This window comes from Bacillus sp. MUM 13, from assembly GCF_001866725.1.
In the GTDB taxonomy this organism is placed as follows: domain Bacteria; phylum Bacillota; class Bacilli; order Bacillales; family DSM-1321; genus Peribacillus.
Genome location: NZ_MLYQ01000051.1, coordinates 13517 through 34340, shown reverse-complemented (window position 1 = coordinate 34340; position 20824 = coordinate 13517). Strand labels below are relative to the sequence as shown.

The 20824-nt window shown below is 38.5% G+C and carries 14 protein-coding genes; 13 read left to right on the top strand and 1 reads right to left on the bottom strand.

Features of this window, described 5'->3' with window-relative positions:
• Positions 1–267: 267 nt before the first annotated feature.
• From BIV59_RS14320 to BIV59_RS14310, 3 genes are all read left to right on the top strand, one after another.
• Positions 268–1818 (top strand): bifunctional GNAT family N-acetyltransferase/carbon-nitrogen hydrolase family protein, encoded by a 1551-nt coding sequence (locus tag BIV59_RS14320; protein WP_139194377.1) that lies wholly within the window; start codon positions 268–270, stop codon positions 1816–1818.
• A gap of 148 nt (positions 1819–1966) precedes the next feature.
• Positions 1967–3697 carry a phospho-sugar mutase gene (locus BIV59_RS14315; RefSeq protein WP_071352152.1) on the top strand — a complete coding sequence of 577 codons (1731 nt, stop codon included), beginning with the start codon at positions 1967–1969 and terminating at the stop codon, positions 3695–3697.
• Positions 3698–3767: 70 nt separating this feature from the next.
• Entirely contained in the window at positions 3768–4304 is a 537-nt protein-coding gene (locus BIV59_RS14310; protein WP_071352151.1) for an NADPH-dependent FMN reductase, read from the top strand.
• 531 nt (positions 4305–4835) lie between these two features.
• On the opposite strand, the gene BIV59_RS14305 is transcribed toward BIV59_RS14310, so the two are convergent.
• On the bottom strand, positions 4836–5075 hold the full coding sequence (locus BIV59_RS14305) for a YhdB family protein (RefSeq protein WP_071352150.1): 240 nt from the start codon (positions 5073–5075) through the stop codon (positions 4836–4838).
• Between the two features lie 251 nt (positions 5076–5326).
• Here BIV59_RS14305 and BIV59_RS14300 point away from each other — a divergent pair, with 251 nt between their 5' ends.
• The 10 genes from BIV59_RS14300 (at position 5327) to BIV59_RS14255 (ending at position 20767) form a co-directional block, all read left to right on the top strand.
• Entirely contained in the window at positions 5327–6355 is a 1029-nt protein-coding gene (locus tag BIV59_RS14300; protein WP_071352149.1) for a M14 family zinc carboxypeptidase, read from the top strand.
• An 11-nt stretch (positions 6356–6366) separates the two neighbouring features.
• Positions 6367–6696 (top strand): DUF3889 domain-containing protein, encoded by a 330-nt coding sequence (locus BIV59_RS14295; protein ID WP_071352148.1) that lies wholly within the window; start codon positions 6367–6369, stop codon positions 6694–6696.
• Positions 6697–6797: 101 nt separating this feature from the next.
• Positions 6798–8213 (top strand): SpoVR family protein, encoded by a 1416-nt coding sequence (locus BIV59_RS14290; RefSeq protein ID WP_071352147.1) that lies wholly within the window; start codon positions 6798–6800, stop codon positions 8211–8213.
• 884 nt (positions 8214–9097) lie between these two features.
• Positions 9098–14053, top strand: a complete 4956-nt coding sequence (locus tag BIV59_RS14285) for a DUF4011 domain-containing protein (RefSeq protein WP_071352146.1) — start codon at positions 9098–9100, stop codon at positions 14051–14053.
• Positions 14054–14690: 637 nt separating this feature from the next.
• On the top strand, positions 14691–16082 hold the full coding sequence (locus BIV59_RS14280) for a protoporphyrinogen oxidase (RefSeq protein ID WP_071352155.1): 1392 nt from the start codon (positions 14691–14693) through the stop codon (positions 16080–16082).
• 816 nt (positions 16083–16898) lie between these two features.
• On the top strand, positions 16899–17273 hold the full coding sequence (locus BIV59_RS14275) for a GntR family transcriptional regulator (RefSeq protein ID WP_071352145.1): 375 nt from the start codon (positions 16899–16901) through the stop codon (positions 17271–17273).
• A gap of 15 nt (positions 17274–17288) precedes the next feature.
• A complete protein-coding gene (locus BIV59_RS14270) occupies positions 17289–17975 on the top strand; it encodes an ATP-binding cassette domain-containing protein (RefSeq protein ID WP_071352144.1) in 687 nt (228 codons plus the stop codon).
• Positions 17972–18805 carry a hypothetical protein gene (locus BIV59_RS14265; protein WP_071352143.1) on the top strand — a complete coding sequence of 278 codons (834 nt, stop codon included), beginning with the start codon at positions 17972–17974 and terminating at the stop codon, positions 18803–18805. The genes BIV59_RS14270 and BIV59_RS14265 overlap by 4 nt, the downstream gene beginning before the upstream one ends.
• A gap of 12 nt (positions 18806–18817) precedes the next feature.
• Positions 18818–20041 (top strand): hypothetical protein, encoded by a 1224-nt coding sequence (locus tag BIV59_RS14260; protein ID WP_071352142.1) that lies wholly within the window; start codon positions 18818–18820, stop codon positions 20039–20041.
• 141 nt (positions 20042–20182) lie between these two features.
• Positions 20183–20767, top strand: a complete 585-nt coding sequence (locus BIV59_RS14255; RefSeq protein ID WP_071352141.1) for an undecaprenyl-diphosphatase — start codon at positions 20183–20185, stop codon at positions 20765–20767.
• Positions 20768–20824: the final 57 nt, after the last annotated feature.

The following is a 20824-nucleotide window of genomic DNA, read 5'->3' as shown; positions in this document are numbered from 1 at the left end:
GAAGGTGAGACCCCGCAAGCCTTGCTTGTGAGGCCTACCGCCCGCCCCGCGGAAAGCGAGCATCCTGAAGCGGAAATCAACCCCTTGTTCAGGTAGCAACAAAGTTTATGAAAACAGCCTTTAAAAAACATCAGCATGTAATAAATGCTGTTAAAGTAGGGATTCCTATAGATGTGACGGGATATGGGAAGTTTCAATATATTCGTTTGGACTTACGCCAAAAAGGGTAAAAACATATTGATTTTGGTTTACATAAAGGAGCTGCACATAATGACAAAGCTTGATTTGCATAAATTTGAAAAAATTATGGAAATAAGAAAAATGAAGCACAGTGATATAGATGAGATTATTGCTATGCAGGAGGTTTGCTTTCCCGGAATGATTCCATGGAAACGGGAGCAATTGGAAAGCCACCTGGATATTTTTCCTGACGGCCAGTTTTGTGCCGAATATGATGGCCGCGTAATTGGCTCTTGTTCGAGCTTAATCATAAATTTTGACGAATATGATGACCGCCATTCTTGGGATGATGTAACAGACAATGGCTATATTACAAATCACAACCCTGATGGATATAATCTATATGGAATTGAAATTATGGTTCATCCTGATTTCCGCCGCATGAAAATCGGCCAGCGGCTTTACGAAGCGAGAAAAGAATTAGTGGCAGAATTGAACTTGAAAAGCATCATTATTGGCGGAAGGATCCCTAATTACCATAAACATGCTGATGAGATGTCACCAAGGGAATATGTTAAGGAAGTATCCCTGCATAAAATCTATGATCCGGTTTTATCTTTCCAGCTTTTAAATGGCTTTACTTTAATGAGGATTAATCCCAACTACCTTCCGGATGATAAACAATCCAATAAGTATGCAACGCTCATGGAATGGAACAATGTGGATTACCATCCTAAAACTAAGACATTCTTTAAAACTTCAGAACCTGTCAGGATATGTGTGGTCCAATATATGATGAGGCAGATTAATTCGTTTGAGGATTTTGCAAGCCAGGTCGAATATTTTACCGATGTGGCTTCAGATGCAAACGCTGATTTTGCTGTTTTTCCCGAGCTTTTTACAACACAGCTGATGTCTTTCCTGAATGAGCGTACACCAAGTCTGGCAGTCAGGAAACTGACGGACTTTACGGAACAATATATCGAGTTGTTCACTACCCTTGCAGTCCGATATAACGTAAATATTATCGGGGGATCGCACTTTGTCAAAGAAGATGATGATAACATCTACAACATTGCCTACTTATTCCGCAGGGACGGAACGATTGAGAAACAGTATAAAATTCACATTACCCCGAATGAAAGAAAATGGTGGGGAATCAATGCAGGTGACCGGGTCAAGGTATTCGATACTGACTGCGGGAAAATAGCCATCCAGATATGCTATGACATCGAATTTCCTGAAATGGCGCGTATTGCCACAGAAATGGGAGCGAAAATCATATTTACTCCTTTTTGCACAGAAGATCGCCAGGGGTATCTCAGGGTCCGTTATTGTGCGCAGGCACGGGCGGTGGAAAACCAGATTTACACAGTTATTTCAGGTACTGTAGGAAATCTGCCCCAAACTGAAAATATGGATATCCAGTATGCGCAGTCCGGTATATTCGCACCTTCAGATTTTGAATTTGCACGCGATGGAATTGTAGGGGAAACAAATCCGAATCTGGAAATGGTACTGATCGGGGATGTGGATCTTGAAATACTGCGACGCCAAAGGCAATCCGGCACAGTGAGACAGCTTAAGGACAGAAGGCATGATATCTATAAAATTCAATATCAGTCAGGCCTTAAATAAAGAAAGTGCTGAGGGCCAGTTGTTTTCTTTAAAAAGAAATATTTTAAAGAATGGCTGGCCTGCAAGTACCTTCTCAATTGAGATAGATTATGATACCTTTTAAAATATACATAAAATAATAAATTTTATAAATAAGGGGCTGAGGACATTGGAATGGAAAGAACTTTATTCTTCATGGGCAAGTTATCAAAACTTAAATTCAGATCTTCGTGAAAAGCTTCAGGAAATGAAGCACGATGATGCAAAGCTTGAGGATGCATTTTATAAAAACCTGGAATTCGGCACAGGGGGAATGCGCGGGGAAATAGGCGCAGGGACTAACAGGATGAACATATACACTGTCCGGAAAGCAACCACTGGACTTGCCAGGTATATTCACTCATTCGGTGAGGATGCCAAAAAAAGAGGCGTTGTTATTGCATTTGATTCCAGGCACCAGTCTCCTGAATTCGCTATGGAGGCAGCAAAGACGCTTGCCACAAACGGCATTAAAGCATATGTTTTCGATGAACTGCGGCCGACTCCGGAATTGTCGTTTGCTGTGCGGGAACTGAATGCTGTTTCCGGTATTGTCATCACGGCCAGCCATAATCCTCCTGAATATAATGGATACAAGGTTTACGGAGAGGACGGCGCACAGCTTGGCCTCGAAGCTGCAGATAAAGTCATCGGATACATCAATGAAATAGAAAACGAATTAATCCTCCAGGTCGAAGAGAAAGACGCTTTGATGGAAAAGGGGCTTATTGAGATCATTGGAGAAGAGCTGGATGCCTCCTATAATGCCAAGCTGCTTACCCTTCCTGAAAACCAGGGCCTTTCGTCTGAAACGGATATTAATATTGTATTTACTCCGTTGCATGGCACCTCGAATAAGTCAGTAAGGCGTGCACTGAAGGATTTAGGATACAAAAATGTCCATATCGTTAAAGAACAGGAAAAGCCCGATCCCAACTTCTCTACGGTTGCCTCGCCAAATCCTGAGGAACATGCCGCTTTCGAAATGGCAATTGAACTCGGAAAAGAAGTTTCAGCGGACATCCTGATTGCAACAGATCCTGATGCCGACCGTTTGGGAATTGCCGTTAAAAACCTTGAAGGCGACTATACGGTGCTGACAGGAAACCAGACAGGTGCTCTTATGCTGGATTACCTGCTTGCATCTAAGAAAGAAAAAGGAACCCTCCCCGAAAATGGAGCCGTTCTTAAAACTATTGTTACATCAGAAATAGGAAGGACTATAGCAAGCTCTTATGGCCTGGAAACTATAGACGTCCTAACAGGGTTCAAATTTATTGCAGAGAAAATCAGCGAGTTCCATCGTACGGGCCAAAAGACCTTTTTATTTGGCTATGAAGAAAGCTATGGTTATCTGATTAAGGACTTTGCAAGAGATAAAGATGCCATTCAGGCAAGCATCCTGGCAGCAGAGGTTTGCGCATATTATAAAAAGCAGGGAAAAACCTTGTATGAGGGCCTGCTGGATGTATTCAGGAAATATGGCTTCTACATGGAAGGCTTGCGTTCACTGACTCTAAAAGGAAAAAATGGGGCAGCCCAGATTCAGGGCATACTTAATGAGTTCCGTGAAAATCCGCCAAAAGAAATTGCAGGGAAAAATGTAGTAACGAGCGAGGATTATTTAAGCGGCCAAAGATTTTCCTGGGAGAATAATGAAGAAACAAATATTACGCTTCCTAAATCCAATGTCCTTAAATACTTCCTAGAGGATGGAACATGGGTATGCCTCCGTCCATCAGGAACAGAGCCGAAGATTAAATTTTACTTTGGCGTTCAGGGATCAAGTATGGAAGAAGCAGAGGGGAAATTATCAGGGGTTATAGAAGACTTTATGTCAAAGATTAATAAACTTATTTAATCATAGAATTGGCAAGCTTGGATTGTGTATAACTGAAAGTGACAAACTGCACCGATGGGAGAAAGTTATCATGAAATTATTGGTTATTGGAGGTTCACCCCGCAAAAATGGCCGTACTGGGATTGCCGCACGGTTTATGGCTGAAAAGCTGCAGGCGGAAATTATTGATTTAAGCGAGGCAGTACTGCCTTTATACAGCGGAGAAGACGAACAGCTGCAGAATGAAGATGTAAAACGCCTTCGCCAGGCGGCAGGAGAAGCGGACGGAATTATCCTGGCTTCCCCGGAGTATCATTCAGGAATGAGCGGTGCATTGAAAAATGCGCTCGATTTTCTGGGAAGCGAACAATTCTCTCATAAGCCTGTGGCCCTGCTGGTTGTTGCAGGCGGGGGAAAAGGCGGAATCAATGCACTGAATAACATGAGAACCGTTGCAAGGGGGCTTTATGCCAATGTAATCCCTAAGCAGCTTGTGCTCGACCCTCACTGCTTTGATTATGAAAATGACACGCTGAATCCTGATCCGGCTTTACTGGCTGCAGCTCTTATAGATGAACTAAAGCTGTATGTAAAGGCGTATTCATCCATAAAAGTATCATTGCAATAGGATCTTTTGCCATTCACTGAATTAAAAAGAAGAGCTGACAATAATTTTGTCAGCGCAGATAATCGAAAAAGGGGGTACGGAAAGGTTACATTTCGTACCCCCTTTTTGTTTTTCCTTATTTTTTACTCAATCTGGGTAATCTTTTACTAACGGCTCAGGTTGGTTAAATAAAACTACAAAAATTGTTGTTTTTGAATAAGTTCTGTGAAGCGATCCCGTTGTTAAACCGGGTTGATTGGAGTGTAAGGTTCGAGACTACTGTGGGCTCACCACCCACGGAAAGCAAACGTCCTGAGCGGAAATCAACCCCTTGTTCCATAGCTGCAATGTTTACGAAAACAGCCTAAAACAAAAAAGACTGTAGACAAACCCGTTTTTTCGAATTTTGTCTACAGTCTGAGCTGACAATAACCTTGTCAGCTCTTTCCTTGTTTCACAGGTTAAGGTTTACCAGCCATTGTAAAACCTTCAATTGTTTCCGCATAAATATTTCCACTTAACAAAAACTACGTGTAGCCCATTTTTTATTGCTTATCCATACAGGTATATATCCTGAGAAGACATTTCTGCTGCATGATCTAAATATCGGAGAAGGCTATATAAATAATTCTCAACAACTTTATAGTCATGTTCAAAGTGATAAGCGTGCAGGAAACGCTCAATTTTCTTTGAAAGAAATTGGTCTTCTGTCCGAACCATAAGTATAAGCAGGTTATCCCATTCAGAACGGTGTGTATAAAACAGCGCCCTGTCATAATCTGTTTTGTTCATTTGTATCTCCTCCTTAAAGGAGCTATTTGTAGTTTGTTCCGGAACCTCACTCTGCATTCTCATACAAAATGTGGAGATGGTACTGTACCGCTGTTGTTTCTATTTACCAGAATAAAGATGATCAAGTGATACTTCGATGGAGATTTTTCTTATATAAAAAAATGGACTTTAACGGACAGGTATCGCGTTTCACATCATGGGGTCTTAAGAGCGGTGATAGATGCCCGTTAAAGCGGAATTAACGGTGAGTCATGAAATTTCTTTCAGCCAGTTATTTAGTACTCTGTTTGGTGATCTTTCCAGGCAGTTTTGCTCAAGCCCAAATTATTCAGGAGGATCATATATATACATATGAAAAAATGGAAACAGACTTGATTGATTTGCAGAAAAAGTACAAATTTGGGCTTATATCCCTGGGAATCACAGAGAAAGGAAAAAAGATCTACGCGGCACATCTCGGAGAAGGCAGGGAAAGCATCATCCTGACAGGATCCCATCATGGAAGGGAATGGCTGACATCGCTCCTCTTAATGAAGATGCTTGAACAATATGCAATAGCGTATCACCAGAACGAGGCGATCAGCAGGTACCCGTCAGATATTTTAAACAAGGTAAGTATTTGGTTTGTGCCTATGGTAAATCCCGAGGGTGTCAGCATCCAGCAGGGGGATTTATCACTATATAACTGGAAAGAAAAATTGACATTGCTGAAAATGAATCGATACAGCCTCAACTTTATGCGGTGGAAAGCAAACGGACAGGGAATAGATCTTAACCGCCAATATCCAGCAGGCTGGAGCAACGCAGAAACGGGGATAAACCATCCTTCGTATCATTTTTACAAAGGAAAGTACCCGCTGCAGGCAAAAGAGGCAGCAGCACTAGCAGCTTTTACACAAAAAATAAGGCCAATACTGGCGGTTGCTTATCATACATCAGGAAGGGAAATTTACTGGAAGTATCAAAATAAACAGGAAAACGTAATCAGGGATTACCTTCTTGCCACTAAAACAGCAAAAATGACTTCTTACCAGCTTTCAGTCCCGGAGAAGCATGCAACCGGCAGCGGTTATACAGATTGGTTTATTACAGAATTTAAACGTTCTGCAATGACGCTGGAAGCCGGCCCCCCTGCTGGTGAAACCAGTGTGCCTCTGAAGGTGTTCAAGGAGGAATGGCAAAGAAACAAAAATGTAGGAATTATGCTGGCAGAAGAAGCCCATTTGCAGGATAAGAATAAGAAAGAAAATCCTCTCCATACTAAAAATAATGAAAAATGAGGAGGATGTATATGAAAAAAACACTGCTCGCATTACTTGTTTTAATGTTGTTGCTTCCTGCTGCCGGCAAGGCTTCTGAAGGAGCACCCCCGCCGCACTATGAGAAGTATGGCAATATTGCCATTGCTGTAGTAAGGACCGACTATCCCGGGACCTCAGTTACTGATTATGAATTTTTGGGAAGGAAGAAGTCTGGAAACGGAATTGCTGTTGATTCCTTCCTGTTTTTGATAAAAGATAAGGGGATAGAAAAGAATGTATTAATAAAAGCAGAGCATAGCCTGATTTCCCAGAATCTGATCAGCCTTCATGTCATTGAAGCACCATTTAATCAAAAATAAGCTCATCTAAACAAACAAATTTAAAGGCAGTCAGTCAGGATATTGTCATACTCCAAGTCCTCTATCATACATTGTGGTAAGGATGAAAAGGGGGAAGAACAATGAATGCTGAACAAAAAGCCCTTGAATATACAATCAGTGAAATTACAGAAATCGCAAAAGGATTTGGCCTTGATTTTTATCCCATGCGTTATGAAATCTGTCCATCAGAAATTATATATACATTCGGGGCTTACGGAATGCCAACGAGGTTTTCGCACTGGAGTTTTGGCAAACAGTTCCACAAAATGAAGCTGCATTATGATTTTGGGTTAAGCAAAATTTACGAACTTGTGATCAATTCGGATCCATGCTACGCTTTTTTACTGGATTCCAATTCACTTATACAAAATAAACTGATCGTGGCTCATGTGCTGGCACATTGTGATTTCTTTAAGAATAATGTCCGTTTTCAGAACACTAAGCGGGATATGGTGGAAAGTATGGCGGCAACAGCTGACCGCATTCGTGATTATGAAATACTTCACGGAAAGAAAGAGGTTGAAACCTTCCTCGATGCTGTACTTGCAATAGAGGAGCATATTGATCCATCTCTTATGCGTCCCAAACTTTCCTGGACATTGGAGGATTTGGAGGTTGATGAGGAAGATCAGGCATCTCCCGCTTCTCCTTATGATGATTTATGGTCATTGGATTCCAAACCCAAGACACATGAACCAGCCAAGAAAAAGAAAAAGAGGTTTCCGCCTCAGCCAGAGAAAGATCTCTTGCTTTTCATTGAACAGTATAGCCGCGACCTGGCTGATTGGCAGCGTGACATCTTAACGATGATGAGGGAGGAAATGCTGTACTTTTGGCCGCAGCTGGAAACAAAAATCATGAACGAAGGCTGGGCTTCATTCTGGCATCAGCGAATTCTCAGGGAGCTTGATCTTACCTCAAGTGAATCGATTGAATTTGCTAAATTGAACGCTGGGGTTGTGCAGCCTTCAAAAACAGGAATTAACCCATATTATTTAGGGGTCAAGATATTTGAAGATATAGAAGAACGATACAATGATCCAACTGATGAGATGAAAAAGCTTGGAATTCAGCCAAACTCAGGCAGGGAAAAGATGTTCGAAGTGAGGGAAATAGAATCGGATATATCCTTTCTCCGCAATTACCTGACCAAAGATTTGGTTACCAGGGAAGATATGTACCTATTTCAAAAGCAGGGCAAGGACTATAAAATCGTCGACAAGGCCTGGAAAGAAGTAAGAGACCAGCTTGTCAGCATGCGTGTAAATGGCGGGTTTCCTTACCTGACAGTAAATGACGGCGATTATCTTCGAAACGGTGAATTGTATTTAAAGCATTGGTACGAGGGAATTGAACTCGATCTGAAATATCTGGAAAAGGTCATGCCATACATTCATCAGCTTTGGGGCAGAGCTGTTCACCTGGAATCGGTGATGGAAAATAAAGAAATGCTATTTACGTATGACGGAAAAGGAATACACCGCAAATATCTGTAAACCATGGAACACGGACATCTTAAAAATTGATCGGGAGGCTTGACTTCCTGAATAAATCTGTAAGGCGCAGGCATGTCCTGTGCCATTTTTTAATGCTGAAATGAAGGCCGGAACGGTTTCTGTAAAAGTAAGAGTTTTTATCAAAAAATTAACTCCTGGAATCTAGAAGGGTACAGAAAAAGTCTTTAAAGCATAACCTTAGTTAAATTGGACGGTTGATTGGAACGTAGAAATTGAGTCTAAAATCATTACAAAGATATCTGAACGGGAATACTTTTCGGAGAAATGAAAGTTGTTCCAATTTAGATTATTTAGATTGTCCTAGAATAAGGGAATTGGATATGTCATGAAGAAGTGAAAACAACAAAAGCGGGCCTTACCCTTTAAGAAAAAACGATGATAGTTCACAATTGTTCACTAACTATATGCTTTGTAAACGATAAGCCCAAAAAAAGGATTGTTCAGCTTGAGATTGGATCCGTCACTCATTTGTAAGTGGAATATTTTTTCTAAGCGAATGGAGGGCAGAAGTGCAAAAGAGCTAGCTTGATACTGGTCAAATAGCATGCTCTGTTCGTCGTAACTATTAGCACTTTTAGTTCCCCTTAAACATAACGATTTCCTTAACTAGCATTGCTTCCAACGCTACCTCCATGCACTTTTACTAGTTGCTTTGCGATTGCAGTCCCAACCAAACCCGATACTTGCTTAATGCTGAAAATGTAAAAAAATTGTAATCGTTAAAGGTTATTATTTGAAAATTTTAGCGATTAATAGGGATTTTTATGATAACATCTAGAATGTCCTTTAAATAATACTTTAATGGTACTTTAGTACATAAGATATATGTACATCAAATGGAATAAAGGAAGGAGACTTCGGTGATGGAGAGTGCCAAATTAGATTTAAAAATATCTAACTGGAAATCAAGATTAATTGATTTAACTAAAAGAAACAGGTTATTAAACTTTAAACCAACTAAAAGTGCTACTTTAAAAATAGATGGAGATTATACAGAAATATATGGGGTGTTTTCCCAATCCCGAGGGATTAGGGCTAATGCCATTATTGATTTGGAGAAATCCGCGAAGCTTCTTACGGCAAAAGCTTTAAAAAATGGAAGCAGCAACTTAACAGATACAGAAAAACAACGAGTTCACAATATGTTTCTTGAACAAGAGAAACAAAAACTAGAAAAACAATTGAACGGTATCAGACTGAAAGCCAAATCCTCAATAGATGAAAAGGGGATTAACACACTTTACCTAACTATCGGGTTTCTAAAGTGGACGGAAGTTGAGTACAGTAAAGATGTTTTAATATCGCCTTTAATTCTGGTGCCTGTTTCATTGAAGAGAGACTCAGCAAGAGAACCTTATTACTTATATAAATTAGACGAAGAAGTTATATTTAATCCGGTATTGGAACAAAAGATGAAACTAGACTTTGGAGTCAATTTACCTCCTTTAGACCAAATTGAAAGCGAAGATATTGAACAAATCCTAAATGTCTATAAAAAAGAATTGAAATTAGAAAAGTCATGGGAATTTATTGAAGAAACGTATCTCGGATTATTCTCATTCAGCAAGTTGGTCATGTATAAAGATTTTGAACTATATCAAGATGCAGTTGAAAACCACCCTATTATTCAAGAGCTGGCTGGAATTAAGCAAGGAAAAGATATAACTGGAAGAGAAAGAATTGTGCCTATTCAGGAGTACGAACGTAACTCAAAAGCTCACGAATCGTTTCAGATTTTGGATGCGGATTCTAGCCAACAGGAAGCCATTTTAGCTGCAAAAAACGGTGTCAGTTTCGTCATGCACGGACCGCCTGGAACAGGGAAAAGCCAAACTATTTCCAATATCATTGCAGAAACACTGTCTCAAGGAAAGAAAGTTTTATTTGTTAGTGAAAAAAAAGCGGCTCTAGAAGTGGTGAAAAAAAGAATAAGTGAAAAAGGATTGGGAGATTTTTGCCTCGATTTACATAGCCACAACTCTAACAAAAAGTCAGTATTGGAAGACTTAAGAATTTCTTTATCAAAAAACAATCCCTCAAGAAGTTTAATCGTCCCTTACTCCGATCTAGATACAGTTAAAGAACATTTAAACGAATATGTGAAGGCACTGCATACTGTAGTACAACCGTTAGATAAAAGCCCGCATTCTATACTTGGTGAACTGTCAAAATTGGATGAGGTTACTGAGCTTATTTTTAAAATACCTAATATAGATTCATATAAATTAGACAAATTAAATCAAATAAGTAAGCAAATAAAAGAAATAGAACTATACCGTGACATATTTTCGGATGAGAGGAATCATATTTGGTACGGCACGTTACTTCAAGAAAATAGCTTTGAGAGTGAAGCGGAAATAAAAGCACAATTTACCGTCTTGAGTAAGAAGATATTTGATCTAAATAAACTCTTTGAAGAATCCGCTGACTTTATTGATTTCCGTGAAGACCTGTCATTTATAGGTCTAGACAAATTGTTTGAGTTAGGGCAAATGTTATTGATAAAACCAGAAATACCTCAGATATGGTTTAAAGACAATAATAACAACATGCTACTAAAGGCCAAGGATTCGTTAACGAAACACCGAACGTTATTTGAGAAACATGCAAAATTAAAGGAGAGGTTGCTTGAAAACTTTGAGGAAGGCATTTTGCAACAGAATATACAACACAGCAAAGACATTATTTTAAATAACAGCGATAAAGAAACGATAAATGGATTTATCAATACATACAGAGATTTTATTGATAACTTGTTTGAAAATGAACAGTTTACAAACGTTAATATAGCGGAGTTGAAACAAGGTTTATACACATTAAATCAACTATTAGATTCACTAAATAAAATAATTCAGTTTTCTAGAACAGAGATAACTAAGCAGCAAGTAGAGGAAATTGGACTAATTGGTAACTACGTACAAAATAATATTAGACCAACATTTTCTTGGTTTGATTTCTCTAAAAGAGACGAAATTGCCAGTGCTATTACTGATGGAACTGATATTTATACAAAGTTTTTACTCGAAAAAAAAATCATTGAAGAATCATACTTACCAGAGTTCATAAATGAAGACATTGATGGCATGTTAAATCGATTTATTAACGATTATTCGTCCATAATGAGGATATTTAATAAGAACTTTAAGAAGGATAAAAGTCTTCTTAATTCGTATAAACGTTCAAAAGAAAAAGTGAATATTGACAAGGTCATTAAGGATCTTCGTTCGATTAAAAGGTTAAAGGAATTACAAAAAACTATTGATGAGCGTAGCAATGATTGGAAAGAAGCGCTAGGAGATGTTTTTCAACAGGAAAAAACTGACTGGGAATCCGTTCCTAAGGTATTAGGTAATTTCTATGCCTTAATAGGCAAGATAAAAAGTAGCCTTAATTATGAGGAGTATCAAAAGTTCTTATTAACTTATCAAATGGAAGATAAGCAAAACTTTTTAGCATTATGTCATGCGGTTAATGAACAAGTAAACAACATAGATCTAACTATTGCTGACTTGGTTAAAACAACTTTACCGAAGCTGGAAGTGGTAAAGGAAGAAACTGATAATCTCCTAGCCTTAATACCGAAAGTAGAAAAACTTTCGGAGTATATACAAAAAATCCTTCAAGAAAAGAGCTTGATTGCTGGTTTTTCAAAAGTGCCAGCTTTAACATACGATAGTATTAATAATTTATTTCAACATTTTTCTGATATTAAAAACATGGAGAAGGGAATCGAGGATAATTACCCCGTTTTTTGCTCACTTTATGGAAATCTTTATAAGGGTTTTGAAACAGAATGGAAAGTTGTCGAGGGCGCCATCAATTGGACAGTGGATGCCGACAATAACTTTAACGGTCGTTTTCCAGAAAAGTTCATTCAAATCATCAACAATCACGAAGACTTAAAAAAATTCACAACTATGTGTGATGAATTATCTGAAAATCGAAATCAACTAAAAGGTGAACTTGGCTTTTACTCTAAAGTATTTCCTTTTGACTTACCAAGGTATGAAAATAAAAAATTTCATGAAATCGAACTTACTAAACTAAGTACCATCCTTAAACTGATTGCAAATTCAACACATAAATTGCAACAGTGGACCACTTCCCAACGGGTTAAATCAGAAGCGTTAGAAATCGGATTGGGCGATTTTATAGAAAAGGTTCTTTTGGAACAAACAAAAGATTCATATGACAAAATTTTTATGAAACGGTTTTATAAAATCTGGTTAGATTTTGCTTATAACCAATTACCTGTTTTAAAGAGGTTTGACATTGAAACACATTCAAATTACCTTAATGAATTTAAGAATTTGGATGTTAGCATTATTGAAATGAATAGCAAAAGGCTTAATAAAAAGTTGATTGAGAATAAAGATTCGTATATAAGCAATAAACAGCATACAAGTAACGAGCTCGCAATATTATCAAGAAAAATACAAAAACAAAAAAGGCACAAACCGATAAGAAGGTTGTTTTCCGAAATTCCCAACTTGCTGTTATCTATTAAACCATGCATGATGATGAGCCCACTTTCGGTAAGTCAATTTATTGACCCAACAAGCTTGAAATTTGACTTAATCATTTTTGATGAGGCCTCCCAAATTAGACCAGAGGATGCAATAGGTTCATTGATTCGGGGAAATCAAGTAGTGATTGCAGGGGATGACAAACAGTTGCCTCCGACTTCATTTTTCTCTCAGCAAATTGAAATGGATGATGAATTTATTAATGAAGAGGAAGAAGAAGCATTCGAAAGTTTTGAAAGTATCCTTGATGAATCACTGCTAATCATGCCACAGATGTCTTTAAAATGGCATTATCGAAGCAAGCACGAATCATTAATCGCCTTTTCAAATAAAGAAATATATAAAAATGAGATGTATACCTTCCCAAGTTCCTCTAATGGACAAAATGATGGTATATCACATGTTTATGTTGAAAACGGCGTATACGATAGAGGAGCTTCCAAAAAGAACAGGGTTGAAGCAGCCAGAGTTGCGGAACTAGTTATTAATCATTTTAATAATACTCCTGAAAGATCTCTGGGAGTCATTGCATTCAGTGAGGCCCAACAAGAAGCTATTCGTGATATGTTAGATGAGATAAGGCTGAAAAATCCCGCTTATGAAGAGTTATTTAACGAAGATAGTCTTGAATCCTTTTTTATAAAGAATCTTGAAAATGTTCAGGGGGATGAGAGGGATACCATAATATTAAGTGTGGGTTATGGAAAAGACTCCAGTGGAATTTTATATTATAATTTCGGACCATTAAACAAAGATGGTGGAGAAAGGCGATTAAATGTAGCGATAACCCGTGCCAAGCATGAAATCATCGTTGTATCAAGTATCAGACATACTGACTTAGATGATAGTAAACTGAACAAAAAGGGTCCTAAATTATTAAAGAACTACCTATACTTTGCTCAAACTAAAGGCGAATTCACGAATAATAATGGGATAATGAATAATGGAGAAGTGGATTCACCATTCGAACAGGATGTTTATGACATGTTGGTAAAGGCTGGTCTTGAGGTAAGGAAACAAATAGGGTGTTCAGGTTACCGAATCGACTTAGCTGTAGTAGATCCACTTCAACCAGGTAAATACTTATTAGGTATAGAATGTGACGGGGCAACATATCACTCCTCAAAAACAGCACGTGATCGTGACAGACTAAGGCAAAGTATATTGGAATCATTAGGCTGGAATATTCATAGAATTTGGTCACAGGATTGGGTGAAAAGAAAGAAAGAAATAACTGAAGAAATTGTGAATATAGTCAAGGCACAACAAAATGACTATCACTTATCCATTTAAAAGTAATGGAACTTGAACAATCCTCACTGAGTTGTATTTGAAGCATGAATATGAAGGTAGTGAATTGAAGTATTAGGTAAAAAGCCACCTGTTAAAATTAAAGTTACTCAAGATAGTAAGCATGATTGTAGATTGGAAGTCAAAATCGAAACATTGAACAGGTTTATTAAGACCATGTCCTGGATATATTTGGATATGCTGAGGGGGAGCCATTCGATAATGGAGATCGCCTAGGAGAAGAAGTTTTTAAGTATATTCAAGATAAAGACCGAGTTGGAATTGATGGGATATGCGATGATGTCAAAGGAGAATGCTTTCTAGTACACATGCCTATGAAAGAGTACAAAAACGTAATGAGTAAATAAGATGTATGGGGTTGCCACTTGGTAGCCCTATCTTTGTGTTTAAGAAAGTACCGCTTTATTGGAATCTTGGCTGAGCGGATTTTCAGCGGCCTCAGAATTAGCAGGGGAGTTTCTAGAGCCCAATATTAACTTAATCTCTTTTTCAGGTAGTTCATATATTGAGTTGTTCCGAAATTGTTCAAGTTTGCTGTTACAGTTTATAGCGGGCAGTATGTTACAATTCAGTTACAGTGAAGGCTCAAGTATTAAGGCCATTGATCGAGGTGCTGAAATTGAAAACAGTTGCAGTGGTTGGCGGAGGCATCACAGGTTTATCTGCCATGTATTATTTGCATAAAGAAATAGTAGAGAAACAACTAGACGTAAAGCTTGTGCTTATCGAGCAAAGTGAAAAATTGGGTGGAAAAATCCATACGGTCCGTGAAGGCAAATTTACAATGGAAACAGGCGCTGACTCCATTGTAGCGCGCAAAAAAAATGTTGTTCCGCTTTTGGAGGAACTGGGCTTAACTGATGAAATGGTTTACAACGCAACAGGGACATCATATATTCACACAGAAAATCGCCTCCTGCAAATTCCGGAGGATTCTGTGTTTGGAATACCAATGAGCATTGAATCACTCTTTAGCAGCCCGCTGATCTCTTCAAAGGGAAAGCTGAATGCATTAAAGGACTTGATTTCTACAAATAAAGACTTTTCTAAGGATGATTCAATCGGATTATTTCTTGAACACTTTCTTGGCAAAGAATTAGTTGAAAATCAAATCTCTCCCGTTCTGTCCGGCATTTATTCAGGAAAATTAAATACTCTCACAATCGCTTCCACACTTCCATATTTACTTGACTATAAAAATCAGTATGGAAGCATTATCAGGGGGCTTTCACATAATAGAGATAAATTTAAAGGTTCAGGAAACCGGAAATTTATTTCTTTCAAGAATGGTTTATCTCAAATTATTGATTCTCTTGCAGAAAAAATTAAGGGAGCGGAAATTTTAACAGGCACTGCAGCTTCCTCTATTGAAAAAAGCAATGGGAAATATACCATCTCGTTTACTAATCATGATGATATTGAAGCCGACTATGTGGTGTTAAGCGTTCCAGAGACTGCGGCTAAACGGCTGCTGGACAATCATGATTTGGAGGAAGAGTTCAATAAGCTAAAAAGCAGCTCTATGATCAGTGTTTATCTCGGATTTGATATCCCTGACAGTGAATTGCCGAAAGATGGTACAGGATTTATTGTTTCTGAAAAAAGTGATCTTGCCTGCAATGCCTGCACATGGACAAGCAGGAAGTGGAAGCATACTTCAAAAAGCAAGCAGCTTTTAGTGCGGTTATTTTATAAAAGTTCCAACCCGGTATATTCCGGCTTAAAAGACTTAAGCAATGCCGAATTATCTGAAGCTGCCTTAAGGGATGTTGAGAAAAGTTTGGGTATCTCAGCAAAACCGATTTCCATCGAGGTTACTAAGTGGGAAAATTCAATGCCAAATTATCATATCTCCCATAACAAAACTGTGGAGGCTCTGGAAGAAAAAATGCTCCAGCACTATCCTGGCGTTTTTCTTGCTGGCTGTTCGTACTATGGAGTTGGAATACCCGACTGCATCGCCAATGGAGAGAAAATGGCCAATGCTATTCTTTCTTGCCTGAATGGCTAATTTGTCCATAAGCTGATTTAGTCATGGCATAACTATCCATTAAAAATAGGGGCTGACATTGCGATGAGTAAGTTTTGGATTTATCGCTCTCTTATTGTTTTAATGGTAATAGCATGTTCTGTATGCTAAAGCTATAGCCAGAAATACTGCAGGAATTGTTGTTTTAGTCATTGGTGGAGTTATTGGGATCGTTCTTATGGCTGCTAATGACAAATCAAACTGCAGGTAAATGAAATGGAGACATTCTAAATGGATGTCTCTTTTTTTACGTTATTTTTTATAGGTTTTACATTAAAGAGGCACCTTATTTTGAAACTACGAGCATGATGATATCTGAAAAGAGCATGGCGGGGATTTTTAAATTAAGGTAACTGACTGCGGCTGGATCAAAAATGAAAAACTGCCGCCTGACAGGAATCTTCTTTATTAATTAAGGCTGTTTTCGTAAACTTTGTTGCTATGAAACAAGGGGGTGATTTCCGCTCCAGGATGCTACGCTTTCCGCGGGCATGCGCTGAGCCTCCTCGACTTGCGTCTGCGGGGTCTCACCTGTCACGCAATCCCGCAGGAGTCTCCGCAGCAGCGAAGCATATGAAAACAGCCTTTATTAAACATTATTTTTTAATGTTGACAGCAGGAGTGTATTACAGGTATAGTACATTATATAAAGTGTATGAACCACTTAGTACATACACTCAGGCTGGCTGCTTCCTTCTATAACATAATAGGCAGCATATCTTTAAGATCTGAGGAAGATTGAAGCTAAAACAGCGGAACACTGTCCAGGGAAGTTTCACTTAATAGGAGTTGTTTTTCATGAATGTAACGTTTAACAATCGTGACCCGGTGTATTTGCAGGTAGTCCGTTACTTTAAGGAGCAAATTGCGATTGGGGCGCTTGAAGCCGGACAGGAGATCCCATCGAGAAGAGAGCTGGCTTCATTGCTCAAGATTAATCCAAACACGGCACAAAAAGCTTATAAAGAAATGGAGGAACAGGATTTGATCACGACAGAAAAAAATCATCCCAGCAAGATTACAGATGACATGAAAGTCTTAAGCGGCATCAGGGAAGAGCTCATTATAGAAGCGGTAGATATGTTCGTCCAGTCCATTAAGCCGATTAATGTGCCGGTTGCGGAGCTATTAAATCTTATTGAAAAAAAATACAACTCTGCCGAAAAGGGATGACAAGGAGGAATCTTAATGATTGAAGTGAAGAATGTCAGCAAGAAATATGGCCGGAAAAAGGTGCTTGAGGATATAAGTTTTACAGCAGAAAAAGGTGAAATCACCTGTCTGATCGGAATTAACGGAGTAGGAAAAACCACTACTTTAAAAGCGATCATGGGTTTGACTCCATACAAGGGAGAAATCACGATCGATCAAAAAAAATTAGATAAAAACAGTTATGAAAAAATCACATATGTACCCGATGCCATAACGATGCTGCCATCGATGTCCATTTTTCAGGCTTTGGATTTCATGAAGGATTATTACTGCAGCTGGAATGGGAAAAAGGCTGATGAACTTCTCGACTTTTTTAAACTTAAGAAGGAAATGAGGATTTCAGAGCTTTCCAAAGGAAATACCTCTAAATTAAACTTGCTGTTAGGCCTCGCACTTGATGTGGATTATATTTTGATGGATGAACCATTCTCTGGCATTGACATGTTCAGCAGAGAACATATCGCCGATGTTTTCGCAAGCTCGCTGATTGAGGATAAGGGTGTCATCATTACTACTCATGAAATTGGGGATATCGAGCACTTAATTGATAAAGCAGTGCTGATTGAATACGGTAAAGTTATTAAGGAATTCAAGCCTGAAGATTTGAGGTTTTCAGAGGGTAAATCAGTTGTAGATGTTATGAGAGAGGTGTATCAGCAGTGAAGAAATATGCAAAGTTAGTGAACTTTGAAGTCAATCGGTTCGGCAAAATGTACTTAGCTCTGCTTCTTATTACGGTTCTTTCACAATTTATCGGGGTATTTGTCCATTCTAACAGTTTTATGAGTAATGCTCATCAAGAAATGCAGCAGCAGTCACTGACTGAGGCACAATATCTTAGTAATTTTGGCCCTACATCCTTTCTGGATATCATGAATAGTTTTTGGTTCCTTGGACCAATTGCTCTTAGCGCAATAGGCCTTATCCTTTATATCTTTTTAATTTGGTATAGAGACTGGTTTGGCAAGAATACTTTTATTTACAGATTATTGATGCTTCCTACTTCACGGTTAAACATCTATTTCGCCAAGGCGACAGCTATCTTTTTAATGGTGTTAGGGCTTACGGCGCTTCAGCTATTGATACTTCCTCTCGAAAATGCACTTTTCCTGCAGCTTGTTCCTGAACATTTCAGAAGTGTTTTTCAAATCAGTACACTAATTGAGGGAAACCAGGTATTAAAAGTAATTATTCCGAGTAATTTTCCGCAGTTTGTTCTTTCATATGGCATTGGATTTATGTGTGTGTTTGCATTATTTACAGCTATTATGTTTGAAAGAAGCTACAGAATAAAGGGTGTATTTTTTGGGATTCTTTATTTTGCAGCCTCACTTGCTGTATTTCTTTCACCGCTTTTACTGATTGGTTTCACAGATTCCGTGTATCTTTACCCAATGGAACTGGCTGGACTGGAATTGATTTTGGGCGTTTTTGTAATCGGTGCATCCATTGCGATTGGCAAATTCCTCATTAATAGAAAAGTTACTGTGTAAGGAGAATAGACGATGAAAAAATATTGGAAAACAAGTTTAATAATTGCAGCTTTGGTTATTTGCATTCCCGTATATTATGTCCAGTCCGCACAATCGGCGGACAGGCTGCCTCAATATAAAATAAATCCTGAAGAAGGCGGTGCGGAATACATCAGGCCAGTTGTTCTGGAAGGAAGTTATTTGAATGGCAGCATAGCTGAACCTGTTGATATTACTGCCCATGGAACGGTATATACAGGTAAGTTGTCATTTTTCGAAAGCCTGAAGAAATCAGGAGCAAATAGTAAAAATATTAAAAACCTTCAATCAAAGTACTATAATTTTATGAGAGGAAAAAATCAGGAAAGCAATTTTTATGAAGACAGCAATAAACTTGTGTATGCTGATGTAACAGGCGGTTATTCTGGAGACAGCAATGATATTACTTTTAAGGTTTCCCAGCTGGAAAAAAACAACGAATCTGTCACATCCATAAAAATGCCCGTTCCAGACAGGAATAAGTATAACTATATATATGTATCAGAGGTACAAAGCATAGGGTCAAAAATCGACGTTGTGACAGTGAATTCAGTGGATTTGCGTGAGGGTGGCAGTGCTGAAGAAATACATTTGTACACCTTTGATATGGATAAAAGGAAGCTATTGGATGATAAGACCATTTTGGATACAAAAGGGGAGACGAAGAATATGATCGTTTCTCTTGAGAAGGCTCGCGAGGCAGATGAAATGGGTCCAGATAATTACCTTGTATTCAAAAAAGTTTCTACAGAACAAATTCCCCGTAAAGATGGAGGAACAGAGGATGGCAAAACGAAGATTGACTGGTTTGTTTTTAACTTAAAGGAAAACATTCAAGTGAAGACAAGGATTCCGAAAGAGCTTGCAAGTGATAATGAAAGATTTCCTGCATATCATGACGGATCTGTTTTGTACTTCTTTTTAGAAAAAGATCAAGTTCTTCATGTTTATCAATATGATGCTGCAAAGAGCCCGCAGCCCGCAGAAATAGCTATACCTCTTGGGGAGAAGGATGCAAGGGTCATTTCTATAGCAGTTGACAAGGATAAGGTATTTGCAGCGGCAATTAGCGGAGAGAATCTTGACGGAAAAGGCAAATATCTCATTGCTGCAGATTTAAAATCAGGCAAGCAAGTCTTTAAAGGAAGCATAATCGAAGGAAAAGATAATAAAATAGCAGGCGGGTATCTTCAGCTTGATGGAATAAGGATAGAGTAGATATGTTCATGTTTTTAATAGAATTTTAATTTGTTAATTGATTTTATAATAGATATAATTATTCCGCAGGCATGTTCCAAATTAATTTTGGGCAAAAGGCAAGATGTTTTGGAAATTCCCCCTGCAGTTAGGAATGATTAAATGAATTACGAGTTATTTAAAGATATTCACAATTTGTCTGGACATAGCAATGCCCTTGATCAATTTATGGTGTTTATCACGAATAATGCAATCTACATTTTTGCATTGGCACTTTTAGTTCTTTGGCTTTTTGGCGGCAGGTCCATGAAACGTGCAGTTCTTTTTGCCGGCGGCACTGGTGCAGTGGCATTGATTGCAAATGTGGTCATCTCTCATATCTATTATGAGCCGCGTCCATTTGTCACCCATCATGTTCACACGCTGATATCCCACGCAAAGGATGCATCATTTCCCAGCGACCATTCTACAGGTGCTTTTGCGATAGCCATTGCCATGTGGTTTCATTACAAAAAAGCGGGTATTCCGATGTTTATCTTAGCATTACTAACGGGATTCTCCCGGATTTGGGCTGGCCTTCATTATCCATTTGATGTACTGGGAAGCCTGATTGTGGCTTTGATTGTTGCTTTTGTAATCTTCAAGCTTTCAGGGCTTCTCGATCCATTAGTCAATGGTATCATATCAATTTACTATTCAATCTTCGGCAGAAAAAGCAAAACATCTTCCAGGACAAAACATCTATGAGTAATATAGGAACAGCAAAAAGAAGGAAACCAGCAGGGTTATCCTTCTTTTTGCTGT

Coding starts and splice junctions, on each gene's coding strand:
- BIV59_RS14310 (WP_071352151.1), top strand. CDS start 3,768: ATGAAATTATTGGTTATTGGAGGTTCACCCCGCAAAAATGGCCGTACT.
- BIV59_RS14305 (WP_071352150.1), bottom strand. CDS start 5,075: ATGAACAAAACAGATTATGACAGGGCGCTGTTTTATACACACCGTTCT.
- BIV59_RS14300 (WP_071352149.1), top strand. CDS start 5,327: ATGAAATTTCTTTCAGCCAGTTATTTAGTACTCTGTTTGGTGATCTTT.
- BIV59_RS14295 (WP_071352148.1), top strand. CDS start 6,367: ATGAAAAAAACACTGCTCGCATTACTTGTTTTAATGTTGTTGCTTCCT.
- BIV59_RS14290 (WP_071352147.1), top strand. CDS start 6,798: ATGAATGCTGAACAAAAAGCCCTTGAATATACAATCAGTGAAATTACA.
- BIV59_RS14285 (WP_071352146.1), top strand. CDS start 9,098: ATGGAGAGTGCCAAATTAGATTTAAAAATATCTAACTGGAAATCAAGA.
- BIV59_RS14275 (WP_071352145.1), top strand. CDS start 16,899: ATGAATGTAACGTTTAACAATCGTGACCCGGTGTATTTGCAGGTAGTC.
- BIV59_RS14270 (WP_071352144.1), top strand. CDS start 17,289: ATGATTGAAGTGAAGAATGTCAGCAAGAAATATGGCCGGAAAAAGGTG.
- BIV59_RS14260 (WP_071352142.1), top strand. CDS start 18,818: ATGAAAAAATATTGGAAAACAAGTTTAATAATTGCAGCTTTGGTTATT.
- BIV59_RS14255 (WP_071352141.1), top strand. CDS start 20,183: ATGAATTACGAGTTATTTAAAGATATTCACAATTTGTCTGGACATAGC.